This window comes from Streptomyces sp. NPDC051907 (genome assembly GCF_040681075.1).
In the GTDB taxonomy this organism is placed as follows: Bacteria; Actinomycetota; Actinomycetes; order Streptomycetales; family Streptomycetaceae; genus Streptomyces.
Genome location: NZ_JBFAYB010000012.1, coordinates 1 through 19,916 on the forward strand (window position 1 = coordinate 1; position 19,916 = coordinate 19,916).

Here is a 19,916-nt window from a genome sequence, read left to right on the forward strand (position 1 = left end):
CAGGGATCCGCGCACGCGTCCGCCCAACAGAGGGCCGCCCAACAGGCCGCCGCCCAGCAGGCCGCCCCCGAGAGCGGGCCGCCGAAGCTCGGCCGCTTCCTCGCGCGGGCCGCCGCGGTCACCGCGGGGCTGACGGCGGCCGGTTCGCTGCTGGGGCTCGTACGCGACCAGGCCATCGCCCATCTCTTCGGAGCGAGCGTCGAGAGCGACGCCTTCCTCATCGCGTGGACCGTGCCCGAGATGGCCGCCACGCTGCTCATCGAGGACGCGATGGCGCTGCTGCTGGTGCCCGCCTTCAGCCACGCGCTCGCCCGGCGGGCCGCCGAACGGTCCGGGGACCCCGTGCGGGCGCTCGTCTCGGCCACCTTCCCCCGGCTGTTCGCCCTGCTGGCCTGCGCCGCCGGGCTGCTCGTCGTGGGCGCGCCCTGGGTCGTGGGGCTCCTCGCGCCCGGCTTCAGCGACCCAGGGCTGGCGGTCGACTGCACCCGGCTGACCGCCGTCACCGTCCTCGGCTTCGGCGTCGCCGGGTACTTCAGCGCGGCGCTGCGCGCGCACGGCAGTTTCCTCCAGCCCGCCGGCGTCTACGTCGCGTACAACGTCGGCATCATCGCGACGACCCTCGCCCTGCACTCGCTGTGGGGGGTACGGGCCGCCGCGGTCGGGGTCGCGATCGGCAGCGTGCTGATGGTGCTGACCCAACTGCCCTCCTTCGCACGGCTGGTGACGGCCGTACGGCTCCCGGGCGGCCTCCCGGCCGGCGCTCGCCACCGACGCCGAGCCCCGGGCCGAGCTCCGGGCCGAGCTCCGGGCCGAGCTCCGGGCCGAGCTCCGGGCCGAGCTCCGGGCCGAGCTCCGGTCGGCGCCCGCCGAACGACGCCCGCGCTCAGCCGTCCGGCGACGCTCGCCCGTCCGACGACCCCGCCCAGCGGCCCGGTACCCGCGTCCAGCGGTCCGGTACCCCCGCCCAGCCGCCCGGCGCCCCCGCCCCGCGGCCGGCGCAGGGCCGGCGCGCCGCTGCTGGGGGCGGCCGTCCTCGCGCCCGTCGTCCTGTTCGCCGTCAGCCGCCAGTCCCAGGTCCTGGTCGAGCGCTTCCTCGCCGCCGACCTGCCCGCCGGCGCCATCTCCCATCTCAACTACGCTCAGAAGGTCGCGCAGATGCCGATGGTGCTGTCGCTGATGATCTGCACGGTCACCTTCCCGGTCGTCGCCCAGGCCATGGCCGAGGGAGACCGCGAACGCGCCCGCCGCCGGGTCGAGCAGGACCTCGCGCTGGCCGGCATGGTCGTCCTGCTCGGCGCGGCCTTCGTGATCGGCTACGCCCCCCAGATCATCGAAGTCCTCTTCGAGCGGGGCGCGTTCGACGCCCAGGACACCGCGACCACCGCCACCGTCATGCGCGTCTACGCGGCCGGGCTCCTCGGGCACAGCCTCGTCGGGGCGCTGGGCCGCCCGTTCTTCGCCGCCTCCCGCCCCCTCTGGTACCCCGCCGCCGCCATGGCCACCGGGCTCGGGGTCACCACCGCGGCCGGCCTGGACGCGGTCGGTCCCTGGGGCGTCTACGGCATCGCCGCCGCGAACGCGCTCGGCATCTCCACCACCGCGCTGCTCCTCCTCGTCGGCCTCGGCTCGCGCGTCGTCCCCATCGAGGTGCGCGCCGTCACCGCCTCCGTCGGCAGGCTCGCGCTCGCCGCCGCCGCGGCGGCCGCCGTGGGCGGCCTGGCCGGCCCCCAGCTGGACGACCCCCTGCTCAGCGTGGCCGCCGGCTGCCTCCTCGTGCCCGCCGTCTTCCTCCTCGCCGCACGCGCGGCCGGAGCTCCAGAAGTCGTCCATCTGCTGGCCCTCACCCGACAGAGGTTCCGTCATGGCCGCTGACACCACGACCCGCAGCACCGCGATCCCCGCCCTCCGCCCCCAGCCGTCGCCCGGCCGCGAGTGGATCCTGATGTACCACTCGATCGCCGACCCGTCCGACGACCCCTACGGCATCACCGTCGCCCCCGCCCGGCTCGACCTCCAGCTGCGCTGGCTGCGCCGCACCGGTCTGACCGGCGTCGGCATCGGCACGCTCCTGCGCGCGCACGCGGCCGGGCGCTCCCGCGGCCTGGTCGGGCTGACCTTCGACGACGGCTACACGGACTTCCTCGAAGAGGCGCTGCCGCTGCTGCGCCGCCACGAGTTCACGGCGACCGTGTTCGTCCTGCCCGGCCGGCTCGGCGGCGCCAACGACTGGGACCCCGAGGGCCCGCGCAAGCCCCTGCTGACCGAGGAGGGCATCAGATCCGTGGCCGCCGCCGGCATGGAGGTCGCCTCGCACGGACTGCTCCACCAGGATCTGACGGAGACGCCCGACGACGTGCTGCGCCAGGAGACGCGCCGCAGCAGGGACGCGCTCCGCGAGATCACCGGCGTCGCGCCCAGCGGCTTCTGCTATCCGTACGGCGCCGTCGACCCGCGCGCCGTCGACGCCGTGCGCGGCGCCGGGTACGGATACGGCTGCGCCATCGACCCCGGCGCGCTGGCGGGCGCGTACGCCCTGCCCCGTACGCACATCAGCCAGGCCGACCGGAGCCTGCGCCTCTGGGCCAAGCGGCTGCGGCACCGCGTCCGCCGGTGAGGCCCGCGCTGCCGGTGAAGGCGCTCCCGCTCAAGGCGCTGCACATCATCACCGGGCTCGGCGTCGGGGGCGCGGAGCAGCAGCTGCGGCTGCTGCTGCGCCATCTGCCCGCGCACTGCGAGGTGGTGACCCTGACCAACCCGGGCTCGGTCGCCGACGGGCTGCGCGCGGACGGCGTCCGCGTCACGCATCTGGGGATGCGGGGCAACCGGGACCTGGCGGCCCTGCCCCGGCTCGTCCGGTTCATCCGGCGCGGGCGGTACGACCTCGTCCATACGCACCTCTACCGGGCCTGTGTGTACGGGCGGATCGCCGCGCGGCTGGCCGGAGTGCGCGCCACGGTGGCCACCGAGCACTCGCTGGGCGCCGCCGAGATCGAGGGCCGGCCGCTGAACGAGGCGACCAGGGCGCTGTATCTGGGGACCGAGCGGCTGGGCACGGCGACGGTCGCCGTGTCCACGACCGTCGCCGCCCGGCTGCGGGCGTGGGGCGTGCCGGCCGCCCGTATCCACGTCGTGCCCAACGGCATCGACGCGGAGCGCTTCCGCTTCGACGACGGAGCGCGCCGGGCGACGCGGGCCCGGCTGGGGATCGGGACGGACGCGTTCGTGGTCGGCGGAGTGGGCCGGCTCGTGCCCGGGAAACGATTCGACCTGCTCGTACGCGCCGTGGCCGCGCTGCCGGGCGCACAGCTGCTGCTCGCCGGAGACGGTCCCGAACGCGAAGCGCTGCGCGCGCTCGCCGCGGGGCTGGGCGCCGCCGACCGGATCCGGCTGCTCGGCGAGTGCGACGCGCAGGGCGTCCCGGCGCTGCTGTCCGCCGTGGACGCCTTCGTCTCGGCGTCCCGGGAGGAGGCCTTCGGCCTCGCCGTCGTGGAGGCGCTGGCCGCCGGGCTGCCCGTGCTGCACGCGGCCTGCCCCGCCGTCGACGACCTGCCCGCCGCGCAGTCGCCGGGCGCCCGCCGGCTGCGCGGCGACGCGGACGACCCCGCTGAGCTGACCGCCGCCCTGGCCCAGCTGATAGCGGGCGGCGCGCGGCGACTTCCCCCGCCCGCGGCCGTCGCCCACTACGACATCGCGCGCAGCAGCGCCCGCCTGCTGGACGTGTACGCGTCCGCCCTGTCCGCCACCCCGTGACCCAGTCTCATCGACCGAGAGAGCACGCTCATGACGAAGAACCCGGCGAAGAAGAAGACGGCCCAGCCCGACCAGCGGAGGACGTCGGCGCAGCAGGCGCCCGCCGCCCCCGGACGGACGCGCCGGCGCCGCACGAAGGCCGCCCTGGCCGCCTGGTGGCCGCTGCCCGTCTGCGCGCTCCTCGGCGCGGCCGGCGGCGCCGCGTACGGCGTGCTGAAGACGCCGGAGTACTCGGCCACCAGCTATGTCGTCGCCGTACCCGCCAAGGACTCCGACCCCGCCGCCGCGCTCGGCTACGCCCAGGCCTACGGCCGCATCGCCACCAGCGACTCCACGATCTCCTACGCCCGGGCCGCCGTCGGGATGACCGCGCGCCAACTCCGGTCGCAGCTGCGGACCGAGACCTCGCCCGACTCCCCGATGATCGCCGTCACCGGCACCTCCACCAAGCCCGCCCACGCCGCCGACATCGCCAACGCGGTCGCCGACGCCGTCCTCGTGAGCAGCAACCAGGTGGCCAAGAGCACCGGCGTACAGCTGATCCTCTTCTCCCAGGCGATCCCCCCGACGCAGCCGGCGTCGCCCTCCGCGCCGATCAGCACGGCGGTCGGCGGCTGCGCGGGCGGCCTCGTCGGAGGGCTCGTCCTGCTGGTGCGGCCCCGGCGGACGCGGCAGCCCGCGCCGGCCGCCGTGCCCGCCCCGGCGCACGAGTCCGCCCCGGCGCAAGAGTCCGCGGCGGCGCAGGAGTACCCGGTGGCGCATGTGTACCCGATGGCACAGGAGTCCGCGGCGGCCCCGGCCGAGCCGGCGTCCGGCTCGGCGTCTGCCCCTGCGCCTGCCCCCGCCCCTGCGGCCGCTTCCGCGTCGGTGCCCGCGTCCGCGTCCGGCGCCGACGACCGGGAGCTGGTCTGATGGCGGGGGAGGAGCTGACCGTCACGCTCTGCCGCGATCCGCGCGGGTTCGCCGACCTCCAGCCGGAGTGGGACGCGCTGCACCGCCGCTGCTCCTCGGCGACCCCGTTCCAGAGCCACGCCTGGCTGCACTCATGGTGGCTGTCGTACGGCACGCCGGGGCGGCTCCGCGTCGCCCTGGCGCGCCGGGGCGGGCGTCTGATCGGCGTCGCCCCGCTCACCCTCGTACACCGTCCGATGCCGCTGCTCGTGCCCATGGGCGGCGGCATCTCCGACTTCAGCGACGTGCTGGTCGACGACGAGCACCCCCGTAGCGCGATCACCGCGCTGGAGCGGGGGCTGCAACGCGCCGCCCGGCACGCCGTGATCGATCTGCGCGAGGTACGGCCGGGGGCTGCGGCCGAGCGGCTGTACGAGACCTGGAGCGGGGCACGTCGCCGGCTCGAGGACTCGGTCACCCTGGAGCTGCCTGCCGAGCCGATCGACGATCTGGTCAAACGGCTGCCGTCGAGCAAGGCGGCCCAGCGCGTCCGGGCCAAGCTGCGCAAGATCGACGCGCTGCGGATCGAGAGCTGCCCGGTCGCGGAGCACGAGGTGCCCGCGGCCGTGGCCCGGCTGCTGCGGCTGCACGAACTCCAGTGGCGGGGGCGCGGGGTCAACATCGAGCACCTCAGGCCCCGCTTCGCCGAGCACCTGGTGCGCGCCAGCCGGCGCATGGTGCGCGACGGCGAGGCCGCGCTCACCGAGTTCCGGCTGGAGGGGGAGGTGGTGGCCGCCAATATGACCCTGCTGTGCGGGCATCTGACCGGCGGCTATCTCTACGGGGCCGATCCCTCGCTCAGGGACCGGAAGGTCGACGTGGCGACGATGCTGCTGCGCCACGACGCCCACCACGCGGCCGCCACGGGCCGCCAGGTGCTGAGCCTGCTGCGCGGGGCGGAGCCGTACAAGAACCAGTGGCGGCCGGAGACGGTCACCAACCAGCGACTGCTGATGGCCTCTTCGCGCCTCGAACCGCTGATGCGACTGCGGGCCTCGCAGGCGCGCTGGCGGCACGGCGCGGTCGAGATGGTGCGGACGCGGCTGCCCGCCGCCCGGGACTGGCGCGACCGCGTGAACGACTGGCGGGCGGACGGCGCGAGGCGCTGAAGGCGCGTCCTCGGGCCGTCCGCCCTGGGCGGTCGGCCTCAGAACGGCCAGGTCGAGTCCCAGGGGAGCTTGACGCAGACGTTCTGGTCCGCCACCCACTGGTTGACCCAGTCGCCGAAGTCGATGGGCAGGCACCACTGGCTGGAGTTCGTCCCCGCGGCGGCGGGCGCGGGCGTCGGCAGCGGGGACTTGACGGGGATGGGCGTCAGGGTCGGGCTCGGCTTGGGCGTCGGGGCCGCTGCGGGCGTCGGAGTCGGAGTCGGCTTCGGTGTCGCCGCGGGCTTGGGGGACGCCACCGGCGTCGGCGTCGGCGTTGGCTTCGGCTTCGGAGCCGGATACGGCTTCGCGGAGGACGACGGGCTCGGGGACGGCTGTACGGGGGCGGGCTGCGGTGTCGGCTTCGGCGAAGCAGGCGTCGGCAGCGGAAGCGGCGTGGGCGTGGGCGTGGGCTTCGGGCTGGGCTTCGGTGTCGCCACCGGCTTCGGGGTCGGCGTCGGCGTCGGTGTCACGACCGGGGCCGGCTTCGCCGGCTGCGGCTTCGGGGCGGCCGGGCTCGGGGTCGGCTTCGGTGTGGGCTTCGGCGCGAGCGGGCTCGGCGTCGCGGTCGCCGTGGGCGTCGGCTTCGGGGCGGCCGGACTCGGCGTCACAGGGTTGGGCGTCACGGGACTCGGCGTCACAGGCTTCGGCGTCACGGGACTCGGAGTCGAGGTCGGCTGCGGCGTCGCCGTGGGTGTCGGCTTCGGCGCGACCGGGCTGGGCGCGCCCGGACTCGGCGCGGCCGCCGTGGTCTTCGCGGGCAGCGGCTCGGCAGGCGTCGGCGCCACCGGCGTGGGCTGGGCCGGCGACGGCGTCGCCACCGGCGCCGTGTGCACAGGGTCCACCGGCTGGGGCTCCACCGGAACGGGCGCCGCAGGATCGACGGTCACCGCAGGCTGGGGCTCCACCGGATCGACCGGATCGACCGGCTCCGGCTCCACGGGGTCGACCGGCGGCTCCGGCTCGACCGGCTCCGGCTGTGCAAACAGCATTTCCCGATAGACTTTTGACGAATTGGGGTTGTCATCACACTGCCAGACACCGTGCGGACAGTAGTCTGTGATGGTCTGATAGAGCGGCTTGTGCCGGTCGATCCAATCGAGCATGCCCCGCATGTACTCGGGATTGTCGCCGTTCCGGAAGAGTCCCCATTCCGGATACGAGATCTCCTTATTGTGAGCGACGGCGAAGTCGACCTGCGCCTGCAATCCGTACGGAGCCGCCACTTGGTCAGCGAACGTCTCGCCGGGAGGCTGGTCGTACGAGTCCATCCCGATGATGTCCACGACGTCGTCGCCGGGATAGCACTCGGTCCAGGGAACGAAGTCATGCCCGCGATTCGGCGCGAAGTCGAAGCGGAACTTCTGGCCGGGGACGGAGCGCATGGTCGTGATGATGCGTCTCCAGTACGCCTTCCAGGACTCGGGGTCCGGGCCGCAGCGGTGCGTATACGTGGTGCCGTTCATCTCCCAGCCGAGGACGATCACCGTGTCCGGCACCCCGAGGTCTGTCAGCCGCTGCGCCAGCGTCCGGAAGTGGTGGTCGAACCGGCCCGTCGCACCGGCCCGGAGCATGCGTCTGACGATGTGGTCCGGCAGCCGGTCCTCGTTCCGCGCCAGCATCGGGACGTTGAGCACGAACAGCCGGTCCGCCTCCGCGCGGCGCCACTCGGCCCAGTGGCGAAGGAATTCGGGACGGCCCTCGATATTGCCCCAGAAGTCCCCCGGAAGATAGGTGTGACCGACCTTGAGCTCCGCGCCGCCGAGCCAGCGGGACAACGCCTCGATCCGCTGTACGCCGGCCGGTCCGTAGTCGAGATAGGCGCCCATCGGGACCGGTGACGTCAGCCGTGGCCGGGGGTCCCTCTCGTCGATCGGCGCCGCGCCCGCCTTCTGCTCTCCCAGAATTCCTCCGGAGACAAGGAGACTGGCGGCAACCGTTCCAATGCAGGTGCCGGTGAGACGACGCCGTGAGTGCATAGGTCCTCCTTGGATCCGTGGTCGCCCGCTTATGTCGCCGCGCGGGCGAATAACTGCACGACAGTAAGCAGAAAGTCTTATAAATGAGCTGTCTGAATGCCCGTCAGTAGACTGTTCGCGACGTGGGGAGGCCCTTTCGGGTCCGTCCAGGTGAAGGAAATGACTCGAACGGCAGCATTCGACGCCGGAGTTCCCGCCCTCGTCCTCCGGCTCGACCGCAATCCCTTCCACCACGGCACGCTGGGCGCCGTGCGGTCGCTGGGGCGTGCCGGGGTGGAGGTGCACGCCGTCGTCGAGTCGCGGCGGAGCCCGGTCGGGCGCTCCCGCTATCTGCACCGCGCGCACGTCCGGCCGCGCGGGCCGATGACCTGGACGAGGTTCGTGGAGACGCTGCTCCAGGTCTCCGACCGGATCGGCCGGCCCGCAGTGCTGATCGCCATGGACGACCTCAGCGCCATCGGAGTCGCCGCCCACGCGACCCGGCTGGCGTCGCGCTACCTCTTCCCCGCACAGCCCGCCGACCTCCCCGCGCTCCTCGCCGACAAGGCCGAACTCGCCGCGCTGTGCGAGCGGGCGGGGATCGAGCACCCGCGGACGGTCCTGCCGGCCAGCGCCGCCGAGGCCGCCGACGCAGTGCGCGGACTGGGGCTGCCGCTGGTGGCCAAGTGGAGCCGGCCCTGGCTGCTCGCGCCGCACGCCGCCGATCTGCGCAGTACGACGCTGGTCCGCTCGCCCGCCGACGCGCGCCGGCTCTTCGAACGCACCGAGCAGGCCGGCAGCAGGCTGCTCCTCCAGCGCTATCTGCCGGACGGCCCCGACCGCGACTGGTTCTTCCACGGCTACTTCGCGGGCGGGCCCGCGGACCAGCCCTCCTGTCCGCTCGGCGGATCGGGCCGCAAAGAGCTCTCCTGGCCGCCCCGCACCGGCCTGACCGCCGTGGGCCGCTGGCAGCCCAACCCGGCCGTGGAGGAGGCGGCCCTGCGGCTGGTGGCGGAGGTCGGCTACCGGGGCATCCTCGACCTCGACTTCCGGCGCGACGAGGCCGCCGGCACGTACCAGCTCCTCGACGCCAACCCCCGGCCGGGCGCGCAGTTCCGGCTCTTCACGGACCACGCCGGGCTCGACGTCGTACGGGCCCTGTACCTCGACCTCACCGGGCAGCGCGTCCCGCCGCCCGTGCCCAGGCCGGGACGGGTCTTCGTGGCCGAGAACTACGCGCTGCTCTCCGTCGTCGCCGCCTCCCGCCGCGACCGGCCCCGGCCGCCCGCCGTCGGCCCGCCGCGCCCCGAGCGCCAGGGCGTGGAGACCGCCTGGTTCGCCGGCGACGATCCGCTGCCCTTCTTCGCGATGGCCGCGATCTGGCTGGGCCGCGGCCTGGCCAAGGCGGCCCGCCGTCTCGCGGCCGTGGTACGCCGACGGCTCGCCCGCGCCTCCGCGCCGACGCGGGTCCCGCCCGCGCCACGGCAGCGCGACCCCACCGACCCCACCGGTCCCGCCGCCCCCACCACCCAGTCCGACAGGGCGTCCATGTCCTGATGCGAAGGAGCGAGAACCGAATCATGTACGACTTGGCAGTGATCGGCGCGGGGCCGTACGGGCTGTCCGTCGCGGCGCACGCCGCCGCGGCCGGCATCGGGGTCCGGGTGTTCGGCCGCACCATGGCGTCCTGGCGCGACCATATGCCCAAGGGGATGTTCCTCAAGTCGGAGCCCTGGGCGTCGAACCTCTCCGACCCGGCCGGAGCGCACACGCTCGACCGCTACGGCACGCTCCAGGGCTTCGAGGCGGCGCACGGGAGGCCGCTGCCGATCGGGACGTTCAGCGCGTACGGCAGGTGGTTCGCCGAGCGCGCGGTTCCCTCCGTCGACGAGCAGACCGTCAGCCTGGTGACCCCGGCCCCCGGCGGCTTCCGCGTCGAGACGGCCGAGGGAGAGCGCACGACCGCCCGCACGGTCGCCGTTGCCGTCGGCGTGATGCCGTTCCGCGACGTCCCCGAGCAGCTCGCCGGGCTGCCCGCGGAACGCTGCTCGCACAGCAGCGGCCACCGGGACCTGAGCCGCTTCCGGGGCGAGGACGTCACCGTCGTCGGCGCCGGCCAGGCCGCGCTCGAGACCGCGACGCTGCTCGCCGAGGAGGGCGCCCGGCCACGGCTGGTGGCCCGTGCGGACCGGCTGAACTGGAACGCCCTGCCCGCACCCCTCCGGCGCCCCCTCCTGCGCGCCGCGCGCAGCCCGCACAGCGGCCTGGGCACCGGGTGGGCCAACTGGGTCTGGTCCGAGGCCCCCTGGGCTGTACGGCGCCTGCCCGCCTCCGCCCGCGAGCACATCGCGGCCACCGCGCTGGGCCCGGCGGGCGCGTGGTGGCTCAAGGAGCGCTACGAACAGCTGGTGCCCGAGCTGCTCGGCCACAGCCTGGCGAGCGCCTCGGCCGGCCAGGACGGCCGCCCGCGCCTCGTGCTGCGCGCGCCCGACGGCGGCACGCTGACCGTCGACACCGACCATGTCGTCGCCGCCACCGGGTTCACCCCCGACCTCGACCGGCTGCGGCTGCTGGACGCGGCCCTGAGGCAGGGCCTGCGGACGGTGGGCGCGGGCCGCGCGCCGGAGTTGAGCGCCGGGTTCGAGTCCTCCTGCCCCGGGCTCTTCTTCGCGGGGCTGCTGGCCGCGCCGTCGTTCGGCCCTTCCATGCGCTTCGTCCACGGCGCGACCTTCGCGGCGGGCCGGCTCGTGGCCGGGGTGCGGCGCCGGCTGCGGGACCAGGCCCCCGCGTACGCACCGGTGGCGATGCCGGTGCGGACGGCGTCCGCGCCGCCGACGGGAGCGCGGACGCGACAGGGGTGACGGAGTGCGAGGAGCGACGCCGTGACGGGAGTGACGGAGTGCGACCTTGATCGTTGACCCTGTGTCGCATGGGACTGAGCACCCCCCACAGTGCAGCCCGGGGCCTTGAGCTCCGGGCTGCACTGTTCGTTCAGGCTCTCGGGCTCAGAGTCCGTGCCGGCTGTGCAGCCAGCCCCGGCGTTGGGGCGACGGACCGGAGCGGATCTCCTGTTCGGCTGTGGAGGCGGCCGGATAGCGGGCGAGCCGGCTCCACTCCATGTCGGGCCTGCCCGGCAGGGTGCGGCCTGCCGCGGCCCACTCGCGGGTGAGCTGTTCGTAGATAGGGCTGGAACCGGAGGGCGGACTCACCGGGCTCGGTGCTGTGACCGTCGGGACGCGCTGCCATCGGGCGGGCGCGGTAGTTCTTGCCATAAGACGGCCAACGCGCATGGGCGGACGAAGTCACTGCGGGCGCGGTTGCGCGGGGGAAGGCAGGAACGGTTTTTCGATCCGTCGGGGCGTTTGGCGGCGAGATTCCCGCGCGACACGCGCCGGCGTGGAGGGGCTCCGCCGTGATCGGCCGTGATGATACGGAAAACGGTTCGTGTTTAAGGGGAACGATGCGACAGGCAGCGTCCGTACTGCTCCTGCCGGCACTTCTTGTCGGCGGCACCGCTTGTCAGAGTACGCATAGCGGGCCCGCTGAGGAGAAACCGTCCGCCGGCGTCGAAAGCGCCGGGCCGAAAGGGAGCGGCCGGACCGGAAAGGACTCGGCGGCGACGGGCCACGACGGGCCCCAGCGTGCGGCGACGTCGGGGCGCGCGTCGACAGCCTGGCTCGGCGACAGCGCTGACCTGCGCGGAAAGAGGCTCGGCGAGCATCTGCAGATGTCGGTGCAGGCGTACGTCGACCCCGCGCTGAGCGTGAAGAAGAAGCTCCGCCCGCAGTCCGGAAAGCGCTGGATGGGCGTCGAGATGGCCGTGGCGAACGTCGGCGGAAAGCCCTTCGACGCCTCTTCCGGAAAGATGTGGGCCGTCGACGGAAAGGGGAAGCGGTATCCGTCGATCAAAGCCGGAGAGATCACCACGGGATTCCCGCTCAAGCTGAACGCGCTGCCGGTGGGCGAGGACACCCACGGCTGGGTGGTGTTCGAAGTTCCGGAGAACGCGCGGATCGTACGACTCGACAGCACCGTCGGCACGGACTCGCGGAGCTGGCATCTCCAGCCTTCGTCCATCCAGGTGAATGGGTGAGGTGAGGCAGTCCGGCTGGGCACTAGGGTGCCGAGCCATGACCACAGCCTCTGCGAAGAATCCCCTACAGCGCGGTCAATTGGGCACGATTTCCGTGCTCGCGTGGACCGGAGACCCCGAAGCGGGGCACAACACCCCCTATCTGATCGCCTACTCCCTCGGCGACGGCCCCGACGGCGCCGAGGCGGGGGAGCAGGCGGTTCTGACGCTGATCGAGGAGGTCGGACTCGCGGTCGGCGGTCAGATGGCCGACCTCACCAAGTCCTCCGCGTCCCGGATCACCCTCCTCGTCGAGGGCGGCCAGGCCGTCCTCAACATGCCCCAGCTGAGCGCCCAGTGCCCCGTCCCGCCGGAGTGGCTCGCCGCGGTGCAGGAGCGCGGCCACGCGCACTTCATCATCGCCAGCCGCCCCTGGCCGGAGGCGGTCCCGGGCGAGCCGGTCACCGAGGAGGAGCTCCAGGCGTTCCTCGGCGACCAGGAGACGCTGCTGTCCTCGGCGCATGTGCTGGTGGCGGTGAGCCAGCTGCGCCGCTGACCTCGGGGGCCTCGCGGGCCTCGGCTCAGTTCCGTTCGAACGCGAAACGCAGAGCGCGGACCCGGTTGTCGAAGTTCGAGTCGACCAGATCCGGGACTCCCACGGCACGCAGATCCCTCGGCCTGGTGAGCAGTTCATGGAAGAGCGCCTTCATCTCCTGGCGCGCCAGATGGGCGCCCAGGCAGTAGTGCGGGCCGCCGCCGCCGTACCCCAGATGGGGGTTGGGACTCCGGGTGACGTCGAAGGCGTCCGGGTCCGTGAACACCGCCTCGTCGCGATTGGCCGAGGCGTAGAACAGCACGACCTTCTCGCCGGGCTGGAACAGGCGACCGCCCAGCCGGCATTCGGCGGCGACCGTGCGGCGGAACTGGATGATCGGGGTCGAGTGCCGCACGATCTCGTCCACCGCGCCGTCCGCGTGCCGCTCGAAGTCGGAGGCGAGCAGCCGGCGCTGCTCGGGATGGTCGGTCAGCAGCGCCAGCCCGTGGGCCATCGCGTTGCGGGTGGTCTCCACTCCGGCGACCAGGAGCAGGGAGAAGAACGCGCCCAGCTGGCGGGCGTTCAGCGCCTGGCCGTCGACGTCCGCGCACACCAGCGCCGAGATCAGGTCGTCGGTGGGGCGACGCCGGCGCTCGCGGGCGAGCCGCGCCATCACCAGCTGCAGATGGGCCAGGGCCCGCAGCCCGCGTCCGGGCATGCGCATCCGGGCCCGTACGCCCCGCTTCACCCCGACGTTCTCCGACGCCCGGTCGATGCGTTCGGCGATCTCAGGCCGGTAGCGCTGGGGGATTCCCATCAGATTGCAGATGACTTCGAACGGCATACGGGACGCGACGCTCGGCATGAAGTCCTGTGGCCGGGCGGCGATCATCTCGTCCACGACGCGGCGCGCGACCTCGCGCACGTCCTCCTCGGCTGCGGCCAGCAGCCGCGGCGAGAAGGCCCTGGAGACGATCTTGCGGAGCTGGGCGTGCTCGGGACCGTCCATGTTGACCATCGAGTTGCCGAAGACGGCCTTGGCCCAGGCGGCGGGCTCGGGCGTGGTGACGCCCGGGGAGCTGGCGAAGTCGCGCGGCCGACGGCTGGCCTCCGCCACGTCGGCGTGCTTGACCAGCGCGTAGAAGCCCCGGCCGGGCTCCCCGAAGTGCACGGGAGCGTCCAGCGTGCGCAGGTGTGCGAAGGCGGCGAGGCGGGCGGGGCGGGGCAGCCGCCAGAACTCCGGCGCGGCGAGGTCGACGCCCGCGGCGCCGGCCGATGACTGAGCCGAGCCGGAGTCCGATCCCTGAGCCGAGCCCTGCGTCGCCGTCTGAATCGGGACCTTCATGTGCATAACCTCCTGAGTCAGGCGGCCATGCTGGCACTGCCGACGCCGATTCCCGGCGACCGTCGCTGCGGACAGGCGCACTTTGCACTGCATCAGCCGTCCGGATCGTCGGTGTCTCGGAGCAGACGCCCCGGAGTGAATGCCCGGAGTGAATGCCCGGGGTGAATGTCCGGGGTGAATGTCATACAGGCAGCCAGCCGGCCGGCCCCGGACGAGGAACCCTTTCGGCCCCGTGTCGTTGTCAACACCGAAAGCACGGGCACGTCGGAAGAGTGGTCAGCGCGAGAGGCGGTACGACGATGGGCCTGATCGGGCACGGCGGCGGGGCCGCCGGAGCAGTCCTCACCCGTCGGCTCGCCCTGCGCGCGGTCTTCACGGTCGGCGTGATCGCGGGAACGGTCGGCGCGCTCGCCCCGGTCCTGGGCCGTCGGCCGGGGGCGAGGACCGACCGGGTGACGGCCCCGGACCGGGAGCACGGCCCCGCGCTGGAGCGGTTCGCCGAGATGTACCGGGGGCGGCACATCCAGGGGACGGCCACCGTGATGGTCCCGGCGGGCGAGTCGCCCGGCCGGCGCGCGGCGCGCACTGCCTCCGCGGCCGCCGTGCCGAGCGTCGAGGTGCGGATCGACGGACGGCCGCTGCACGTCATGCGGCGCGCGGACGGCAGCTACCTCAGCCTGGTGAACCACTACGAGTCCTTTCCGACGCTCCTCGACGTGGCCCGTGCCGCAGTCGACGAACTGGGCGACGCCCAGCTGTCGATGACCCCTCTGCACAGCGTCTGAGCCGGGAGGGCCAGCACCGGTGTACATCCGCAAGAACCAGCGCGACCTCACCCGCACCGAGAAGAAGCGCCTGGTCGACGCGTTACTCCAGGTCAAGCGCTCGGGGAAGTACGACGAATTCGTCAGGACGCACGGCCAGTACTACGTCCCCGACGCGGAGGAGGGTCCGCGGCCCGCCCATATGACCCCCTCGTTCTTCCCCTGGCACCGCAGGTTCCTGCTGGAGTTCGAGCGGGCGCTGCAGGCGGTCGACTCCGGGGTGTCGATTCCGTACTGGGACTGGACGGCCGACCGCACGCCCGCGTCGTCGCTGTGGGCCGAGGACTTCATGGGCGGTACGGGCCGGACGGGCGACCGGCAGGTGACGACCGGCCCGTTCGCGTACGCCAACGGGAACTGGCGGATCAACTCCCGTATCACCGACGGCACGTACCTCACCCGCGACCTGGGCCGCCCCTCCGACCCGATCGCGCTGCCGACCAGGGCCGAGGTGTCCAGGGCGCTGAGCGACCCGGTGTACGACACGGCCCCCTGGGACAGCACCTCCGTCGGCGGGTTCCGCAACACGATCGAGGGCTGGGGGACCGGCGGCGCCGAGCGCTGGGTCAACCACAACCGCGTCCACCGCTGGGTGGGCGGTCTGATGGTCGGCGCGACCTCGCCCAACGACCCCGTCTTCTGGCTGCACCACGCCTTCATCGACCTGCTGTGGACCCGCTGGCAGCGCGCCCACCCGCGCTCCGGCTATCTGCCGCGCCGCAGGCTGCCCGCCTCCGATCCGCAAGCCGGGCGGATCTTCAGCCTCGACGAGCCCATGCCCCCCTGGGACGTGAAGCCGTCGCAGCTCATGGACCACGAGCGCTTCTACCGCTACGCCTGACCGCCCCGGACACGACTGCGGCCTCCCCCGGAGAGAAGGGGGAGGCCGCAGTGCTGGGCGACGATCAGTGACCGTACGCGCCGTTGCCGCCCGAGGCGTTGACGCAGGTGTTGCCGAACGCCGGGTTGAGCAGCGCGATGATGTTCACGGTGTTGCCGCAGACGTTGACCGGCACGTGGACCGGCGCCTGGATGAGGTTGCCCGACAGGACACCCGGGGAGTGAGCGGCGACGCCATGCGCTCCGGCGTCGGCGGCGGCCATGCCGGCGCCGCCGGCGAGGATGGCACCGGTGCCGGCGACGACAGCGGCGGCCTTCGCGATACGCGACATCAAGATCTCCTTGCAAGACGAGAGGTCGGCCGCAGGGCTTGCGGCCTTCACGCTCCTTCAACGCCAAAGCGGATGGCCGGTAACGGGATGGCCGTCAAACTCGTCGGCCTCTGCACTCCTGGCCGACTGGCCGAGCCGTGGGCCCCCTCGGCTCCGCGAGCGTGGGCCCCCGCAGGACGCGCCCCGCGGCGCCGGTCGACCGTGACCCGTCGCGGGGCGGCCGCGTTGCACAGCGCATGACTCGATACAGGAAGCTCGCCGCGGCCGCGGCCGCCGTCTGCGCGGTCGTCGTGCCCGCGGCCGGCAGCGCACACGCGGCGACGACGGGCGCGAGCGCGGACGGCAGCGCGGAGCGGAACCGGAATCTCCTGCAGGCGCCGCCGGGCGGGGTGTTCAAGCCGGTCGCCGACGCGGCGAGCGGCAAGCCGCTGGACGGCGCGGTCCTCGGCCGCGACGCGGAGATCCTGGGCGGCTCGCTCGGCTGACCCCACGCTGTTCGATTGTTTGTTCGGTTTTATGGGTACCCTGGAGGCATGGCCGCACAACTTCAGGGCTCGCTGTTCGACCAGACCGACGAGATACGCCTCGGCTCGCCGGCGGACGTGCGGCGGACCGACCTCGGCGACGGCGCCTGGATCGACGAGCTGCCCGGGTGGCTCGCCGGGGCCGACGCGCTCTTCGCGGAGCTCGTCGACTCGGTGCCCTGGCGGGCCGAGCGCCGGCAGATGTACGAGCGCGAGGTGGACGTGCCCCGGCTGCTCGCGTACTACGCGGAGGGCGACCCGCTCCCGCACCCCGTGCTGGACGCCGCCCGCGACGCGCTGTCGCGGTACTACGGCGAAGAGCTCGGAGAGCCCTTCCGCACGGCCGGCCTCTGCTACTACCGCGACGGCCACGACAGCGTGGCCTGGCACGGCGACCGCATCGGCCGCGGCGCGCGCGAGGACACCATGGTCGCCATCCTGTCCGTCGGAGCGCCCCGCGACCTCGCGCTGCGCCCGCGGCACGGCGGCGGGACCGTGCTGCGCAGGCCGCTGGGCCACGGCGACCTCATCGTGATGGGCGGCTCCTGCCAGCGGACCTGGGAGCACGCCGTCCCGAAGTCGGCGCGCGCGGTCGGATCGCGGATCAGCGTCCAGTTCCGGCCGCGCGGGGTGAACTGAGCACGCGGGGTGGACTGAGCACGCGGGGCGAACTGAGCACGCGGGGTGGACTGAGCGGCCCGTCTAGCGGGCGGTGCGGCGCACCGAGCGGCCGGCCAGCACGTCCGTGCGGACCCCGTCCTCGATGACGAACCTGCCGTCGATCAGCACATGGGGGATGCCTACGGGCAGCGTGCGCGGCGCGTCGAACGTCGAGCCCGCCGCCACCGTGGCCGGGTCGAACAGGACCAGGTCGGCCCGGTAGCCCTCGCGGATCACGCCGCGGTCCGTCAGGCGCAGCCGGGCCGCGGGCCGGGAGGTGAGATGGGCGACCGTCTCCTCCAGGGTGAGGACGCCGAGCTCGCGCGCGTAGTGGCCGAGGTAGCGGGGGAACGTGCCGTACGCCCGCGGGTGGGGCTTGAGGCCCTGGAGGATGCCGTCGCTGCCGCCGGTGTGCACGCGGTGGCGCATGATCGCGCGGACGTTCTCCTCGTGGCCCACGTGCTGGAGGATCGTCGAGCCGAGCCGGTCCTCGATCAGCAGGCGGCGGGCCGTGGTCCAGTCGCTCAGACGGCGGCCCACGAAGCGAGCGAGGCCGGGCGCGGCGACGCCCGAGATCTCGATCGCGTCCCACTCGATGGGGACCCCGTGGCAGCCGTCGGAGCCGGTCTCCTCGAGGTCGCGGCGGATCTCCTCGGCGGTCTCGTCGTCCTGGAGGCGGGCGAGGACCGCCTCGGGGCCGCCCTCGTTCGCCCAGCTCGGCAGCATCGCGACGAGCGTGGTGCAGCCGGGGGTGTAGGGGTAGGTGTCGAGCGAGAGGTCCGCGCCCGCGTCGAGCGCCTCGTCGAGCAGGGCGAGCAGCTCGGGGGCCCTGCCCTTGTTCACGCCGAAGTTCATCGTGGCGTGCGCCAGGTGCAGCGCGCAGCCGGCCTCGCGGGCGAGGGCGACCATCTCCTCGTACGCCTCGAGCGCGCTGGCGCCGTACGAGCGGTGGTGGGGGCAGTAGTAGCCGTCGTAGCGGGCCACCACCCGGCACAGCTCGGCGAGTTCGGCGCCGCTCGCGTACATCCCCGGGGTGTAGGTCAGACCGGACGACATGCCGACCGCGCCCTGTTCGAGGCCCTCCGCGACGAGCCGGCGCATCCGGTCCAGCTCGGCGGGGGTCGCCGGGCGGTCCTCCCAGCCGACGGCGTGCATCCGGACGGTGCCCTGGGGGACGAGGTAGGCGGCGTTGACCGCGATGCCCCGGTCGAGGCGGTCCAGGTACTCGCCCACCGTGCGCCAGTCGAAGTCGACGTCGGACCCGTCGCCGTTCCAGCCGGTGATCGTCTGCCGGACCTGGGCGAGGGTGCGGTCGTCGACGGGGGCGTACGACAGCCCGTCCTGGCCGATCACTTCGAGGGTCACGCCCTGCGCGGCCTTCGCGGAGTGGTCGGGGTCGCGGAGCAGGGCGAGGTCGCTGTGCGCGTGCATGTCGATGAAGCCGGGGGCCAGGGCGAGCCCGTCGGCGTCCAGCGTCCGCCGGGCGGTGGGGCGCTGGCAGCCGGCCGCCGCGGCCTCCTTGACTATCGCCGCGATCCGGCCGCCGTCCAGGGCGACGTCCGCGCGGTACGAGGGGCCGCCCGTGCCGTCGACGACCTCGGCGTCGCGAATGACGAGATCCATGACCGGTCTCCTAGAAGAAGGTGCGGATGTAGTCGACGACCGTCCCGTCCGACTGGACGAGCGGGATCAGCTGCCACTTGTCGAAGCTCGTGCACGGGTGGGACAGGCCCAGGCCGACCCAGTCGCCCACCTCCAGCTCCGCCTCCGGGCCGGTGCGGAGCCAGCCGTGCTGGTCGGAGAGGCCGGTGACGGCGATGCCGTCGGCCGCGCGGGTCGCGCCGGTGCGGGCGTCCCGGACGACCTGGGCCTCGGGGAGGTCGAGGTCGTAGGCGGCGTCGCGCTTGCCCGCGTTGACGAACGCCTGGTCCTCGGTGGGGCGGGAGACGACCTGGGCCCACAGACGGAACGCAGGCTGGAGCGCGCCCTCTTCGGGCACGCGGTTGAAGGGCGTGAGGTGGCGGTAGTGGCCGTCGTCGTGCGAGACGTACGCGCCGGAGCGCAGCAGCTTCAGCACCGGGCGGGAGAGCGCGGGGATCTCGGCGAACACGTCGGCGACGGCGTCGAACCAGGCGCTGCCGCCCGCGCTGACGACGATCTCCTCGGCCTCGGCGAAGCGGCCGGCCTTGTCGAAGTCGGCGGCGAGCGCGGTGAGGCGGCGCACCCACGCGTGGACGCGGTCGCTCGTGGCGTCGGGGACCTCGCCCTCGTAGCCGGCCACGCCGACGAGGCGCAGCGTGCTCGTGGCGGCCACGGCGTCGGCGACGGCGGCGCAGTCGGCGTCGGTACGGGCGCCGGTGCGGGCGCCGTCGCCCGCGCCGAGCTCGACCACCACGTCCAGCGGGCGGCCCGCGCCCGCGAGCGCCTGGTCCATCAGCTCAACGCCGCGCACCGAGTCGACGTAGCAGACGCAGCGGAAGTCGGGGTCCGCGTCGAGCTCGCCGGCGAGCCAGCGCAGGGCCACGGGGTCGACGACCTCGTTGGCGAGGAAGATCCGCTGGATGCCGTGGGCGCGGTAGACGCGGGCCTGGTGGGGGACGGCCGCGGTGATGCCCCAGGCGCCGTGCTGGAGCTGGCGGGCGAAGAGCTGGGGGGACATGGAGGTCTTGCCGTGCGGGGCGAACGCGAGGCCGTGCTGCTCGGAGTAGGTCTCCAGGAGCGCGAGGTTGTGCTCGACGGACTCGGCGGAGAGCGCGAGGACGGGCGTGGTGAAGCCGCCGGTGAACAGGTTCCGCCGCTGAGCCGCCAACTCGCCGACGGTCAGGCCCTCCGCGTCCGGGGGCAGCGCCTTGAACCGGTGGTCGACGTGCTCGTTCGCCAGCTCTTCCGCGGCGGTCTCGGCGGGCATGTGGCCTCCTCTTTCAGGGGTGTTGCACTATCTGCAACACCCATTGCGCATCTCGCTAACGGCTGTCTAACA

Annotated in this window: 17 protein-coding genes and 2 pseudogenes; 13 read left to right on the forward strand and 6 right to left on the reverse strand. The window is 73.6% G+C overall.

The features are described 5' to 3' along the window. Positions 1–129: 129 nt before the first annotated feature. From AB0M39_RS10125 to AB0M39_RS10145, 5 genes and pseudogenes are all read left to right on the forward strand, one after another. Entirely contained in the window at positions 130–1,872 is a 1,743-nt protein-coding gene (locus AB0M39_RS10125; RefSeq protein ID WP_365362429.1) for a lipid II flippase MurJ, read from the forward strand. Next, positions 1,862–2,614 carry a polysaccharide deacetylase family protein gene (locus tag AB0M39_RS10130; RefSeq protein ID WP_365362216.1) on the forward strand — a complete coding sequence of 251 codons (753 nt, stop codon included), beginning with the start codon at positions 1,862–1,864 and terminating at the stop codon, positions 2,612–2,614. Before AB0M39_RS10125 ends, AB0M39_RS10130 begins: the two co-directional genes overlap by 11 nt. Next, positions 2,611–3,750 (forward strand): glycosyltransferase, encoded by a 1,140-nt coding sequence (locus tag AB0M39_RS10135; protein WP_365362218.1) that lies wholly within the window; start codon positions 2,611–2,613, stop codon positions 3,748–3,750. Before AB0M39_RS10130 ends, AB0M39_RS10135 begins: the two co-directional genes overlap by 4 nt. Positions 3,751–3,780: 30 nt before the next feature. Further along, positions 3,781–4,455 (forward strand): annotated as a pseudogene (locus AB0M39_RS10140) (lipopolysaccharide biosynthesis protein); the annotation flags it as partial. 206 nt (positions 4,456–4,661) lie between these two features. Beyond that, positions 4,662–5,810 (forward strand): GNAT family N-acetyltransferase, encoded by a 1,149-nt coding sequence (locus tag AB0M39_RS10145; RefSeq protein WP_365362220.1) that lies wholly within the window; start codon positions 4,662–4,664, stop codon positions 5,808–5,810. Positions 5,811–6,682: 872 nt separating this feature from the next. Here AB0M39_RS10145 and AB0M39_RS10150 read toward each other — a convergent pair. After that, positions 6,683–7,825, reverse strand: a pseudogene (locus AB0M39_RS10150) (glycosyl hydrolase); the annotation flags it as partial. Positions 7,826–7,984: 159 nt separating this feature from the next. Here AB0M39_RS10150 and AB0M39_RS10155 point away from each other — a divergent pair. Both AB0M39_RS10155 and AB0M39_RS10160 read left to right on the forward strand, forming a co-directional pair. Then, complete coding sequence (locus tag AB0M39_RS10155; RefSeq protein WP_365362222.1) at positions 7,985–9,361, forward strand: ATP-grasp domain-containing protein; 1,377 nt, start codon at positions 7,985–7,987, stop codon at positions 9,359–9,361. 23 nt (positions 9,362–9,384) lie between these two features. After that, positions 9,385–10,665: an NAD(P)-binding domain-containing protein gene (locus AB0M39_RS10160; protein ID WP_365362224.1), complete on the forward strand. Its 1,281-nt coding sequence runs from the start codon at positions 9,385–9,387 to the stop codon at positions 10,663–10,665. A 144-nt stretch (positions 10,666–10,809) separates the two neighbouring features. Here AB0M39_RS10160 and AB0M39_RS10165 read toward each other — a convergent pair whose 3' ends face one another. Beyond that, positions 10,810–11,013 carry a hypothetical protein gene (locus AB0M39_RS10165; protein WP_365362226.1) on the reverse strand — a complete coding sequence of 68 codons (204 nt, stop codon included), beginning with the start codon at positions 11,011–11,013 and terminating at the stop codon, positions 10,810–10,812. A gap of 203 nt (positions 11,014–11,216) precedes the next feature. Here AB0M39_RS10165 and AB0M39_RS10170 point away from each other — a divergent pair, with 203 nt between their 5' ends. Both AB0M39_RS10170 and AB0M39_RS10175 read left to right on the forward strand, forming a co-directional pair. After that, positions 11,217–11,897 (forward strand): DUF4352 domain-containing protein, encoded by a 681-nt coding sequence (locus AB0M39_RS10170; protein WP_365362228.1) that lies wholly within the window; start codon positions 11,217–11,219, stop codon positions 11,895–11,897. 37 nt (positions 11,898–11,934) lie between these two features. Beyond that, positions 11,935–12,432, forward strand: coding sequence for a DUF5949 family protein (locus AB0M39_RS10175; protein WP_365362230.1), 498 nt, complete (start codon positions 11,935–11,937; stop codon positions 12,430–12,432). 25 nt (positions 12,433–12,457) lie between these two features. Here the strand turns inward: AB0M39_RS10175 and AB0M39_RS10180 are convergent, their stop codons facing one another. Then, positions 12,458–13,756, reverse strand: a complete 1,299-nt coding sequence (locus tag AB0M39_RS10180) for a cytochrome P450 (RefSeq protein WP_365362232.1) — start codon at positions 13,754–13,756, stop codon at positions 12,458–12,460. Between the two features lie 299 nt (positions 13,757–14,055). Here AB0M39_RS10180 and AB0M39_RS10185 point away from each other — a divergent pair, with 299 nt between their 5' ends. Together AB0M39_RS10185 and AB0M39_RS10190 are read left to right on the forward strand one after the other, a co-directional pair. Then, complete coding sequence (locus AB0M39_RS10185) at positions 14,056–14,541, forward strand: tyrosinase family oxidase copper chaperone (protein ID WP_365362431.1); 486 nt, start codon at positions 14,056–14,058, stop codon at positions 14,539–14,541. 19 nt (positions 14,542–14,560) lie between these two features. Beyond that, positions 14,561–15,421, forward strand: a complete 861-nt coding sequence (locus tag AB0M39_RS10190) for a tyrosinase family protein (RefSeq protein ID WP_365362234.1) — start codon at positions 14,561–14,563, stop codon at positions 15,419–15,421. Positions 15,422–15,485: 64 nt separating this feature from the next. On the opposite strand, the gene AB0M39_RS10195 is transcribed toward AB0M39_RS10190, so the two are convergent. Continuing rightward, complete coding sequence (locus tag AB0M39_RS10195) at positions 15,486–15,752, reverse strand: chaplin (protein WP_365362236.1); 267 nt, start codon at positions 15,750–15,752, stop codon at positions 15,486–15,488. Positions 15,753–15,988: 236 nt separating this feature from the next. Between AB0M39_RS10195 and AB0M39_RS10200 the strand changes: the two genes are divergently transcribed. After that, positions 15,989–16,237, forward strand: a complete 249-nt coding sequence (locus AB0M39_RS10200) for a hypothetical protein (RefSeq protein WP_365362238.1) — start codon at positions 15,989–15,991, stop codon at positions 16,235–16,237. 48 nt (positions 16,238–16,285) lie between these two features. Further along, positions 16,286–16,915, forward strand: coding sequence for an alpha-ketoglutarate-dependent dioxygenase AlkB (locus AB0M39_RS10205; protein WP_365362240.1), 630 nt, complete (start codon positions 16,286–16,288; stop codon positions 16,913–16,915). A 63-nt stretch (positions 16,916–16,978) separates the two neighbouring features. Here AB0M39_RS10205 and AB0M39_RS10210 read toward each other — a convergent pair whose 3' ends face one another. Continuing rightward, the gene (locus tag AB0M39_RS10210; RefSeq protein WP_365362242.1) at positions 16,979–18,559 is read right to left on the reverse strand and encodes a D-aminoacylase; all 1,581 of its coding nucleotides are present in this window, start codon (positions 18,557–18,559) and stop codon (positions 16,979–16,981) included. A gap of 10 nt (positions 18,560–18,569) precedes the next feature. Next, positions 18,570–19,844, reverse strand: coding sequence for an amino acid deaminase (locus AB0M39_RS10215; RefSeq protein WP_365362244.1), 1,275 nt, complete (start codon positions 19,842–19,844; stop codon positions 18,570–18,572). Between the last annotated feature and the right edge of the window lie 72 nt (positions 19,845–19,916).

Bases quoted from the DNA above. Each gene is read 5' to 3' on its own strand.
- AB0M39_RS10215 (WP_365362244.1), bottom strand. From the start codon at position 19,844: ATGCCCGCCGAGACCGCCGCGGAAGAGCTGGCGAACGAGCACGTCGAC.
- AB0M39_RS10185 (WP_365362431.1), top strand. From the start codon at position 14,056: ATGGGCCTGATCGGGCACGGCGGCGGGGCCGCCGGAGCAGTCCTCACC.
- AB0M39_RS10145 (WP_365362220.1), top strand. From the start codon at position 4,662: ATGGCGGGGGAGGAGCTGACCGTCACGCTCTGCCGCGATCCGCGCGGG.
- AB0M39_RS10160 (WP_365362224.1), top strand. From the start codon at position 9,385: ATGTACGACTTGGCAGTGATCGGCGCGGGGCCGTACGGGCTGTCCGTC.
- AB0M39_RS10210 (WP_365362242.1), bottom strand. From the start codon at position 18,559: ATGGATCTCGTCATTCGCGACGCCGAGGTCGTCGACGGCACGGGCGGC.
- AB0M39_RS10175 (WP_365362230.1), top strand. From the start codon at position 11,935: ATGACCACAGCCTCTGCGAAGAATCCCCTACAGCGCGGTCAATTGGGC.
- AB0M39_RS10130 (WP_365362216.1), top strand. From the start codon at position 1,862: ATGGCCGCTGACACCACGACCCGCAGCACCGCGATCCCCGCCCTCCGC.
- AB0M39_RS10200 (WP_365362238.1), top strand. From the start codon at position 15,989: ATGACTCGATACAGGAAGCTCGCCGCGGCCGCGGCCGCCGTCTGCGCG.
- AB0M39_RS10155 (WP_365362222.1), top strand. From the start codon at position 7,985: ATGACTCGAACGGCAGCATTCGACGCCGGAGTTCCCGCCCTCGTCCTC.
- AB0M39_RS10205 (WP_365362240.1), top strand. From the start codon at position 16,286: ATGGCCGCACAACTTCAGGGCTCGCTGTTCGACCAGACCGACGAGATA.
- AB0M39_RS10195 (WP_365362236.1), bottom strand. From the start codon at position 15,752: ATGTCGCGTATCGCGAAGGCCGCCGCTGTCGTCGCCGGCACCGGTGCC.
- AB0M39_RS10180 (WP_365362232.1), bottom strand. From the start codon at position 13,756: ATGAAGGTCCCGATTCAGACGGCGACGCAGGGCTCGGCTCAGGGATCG.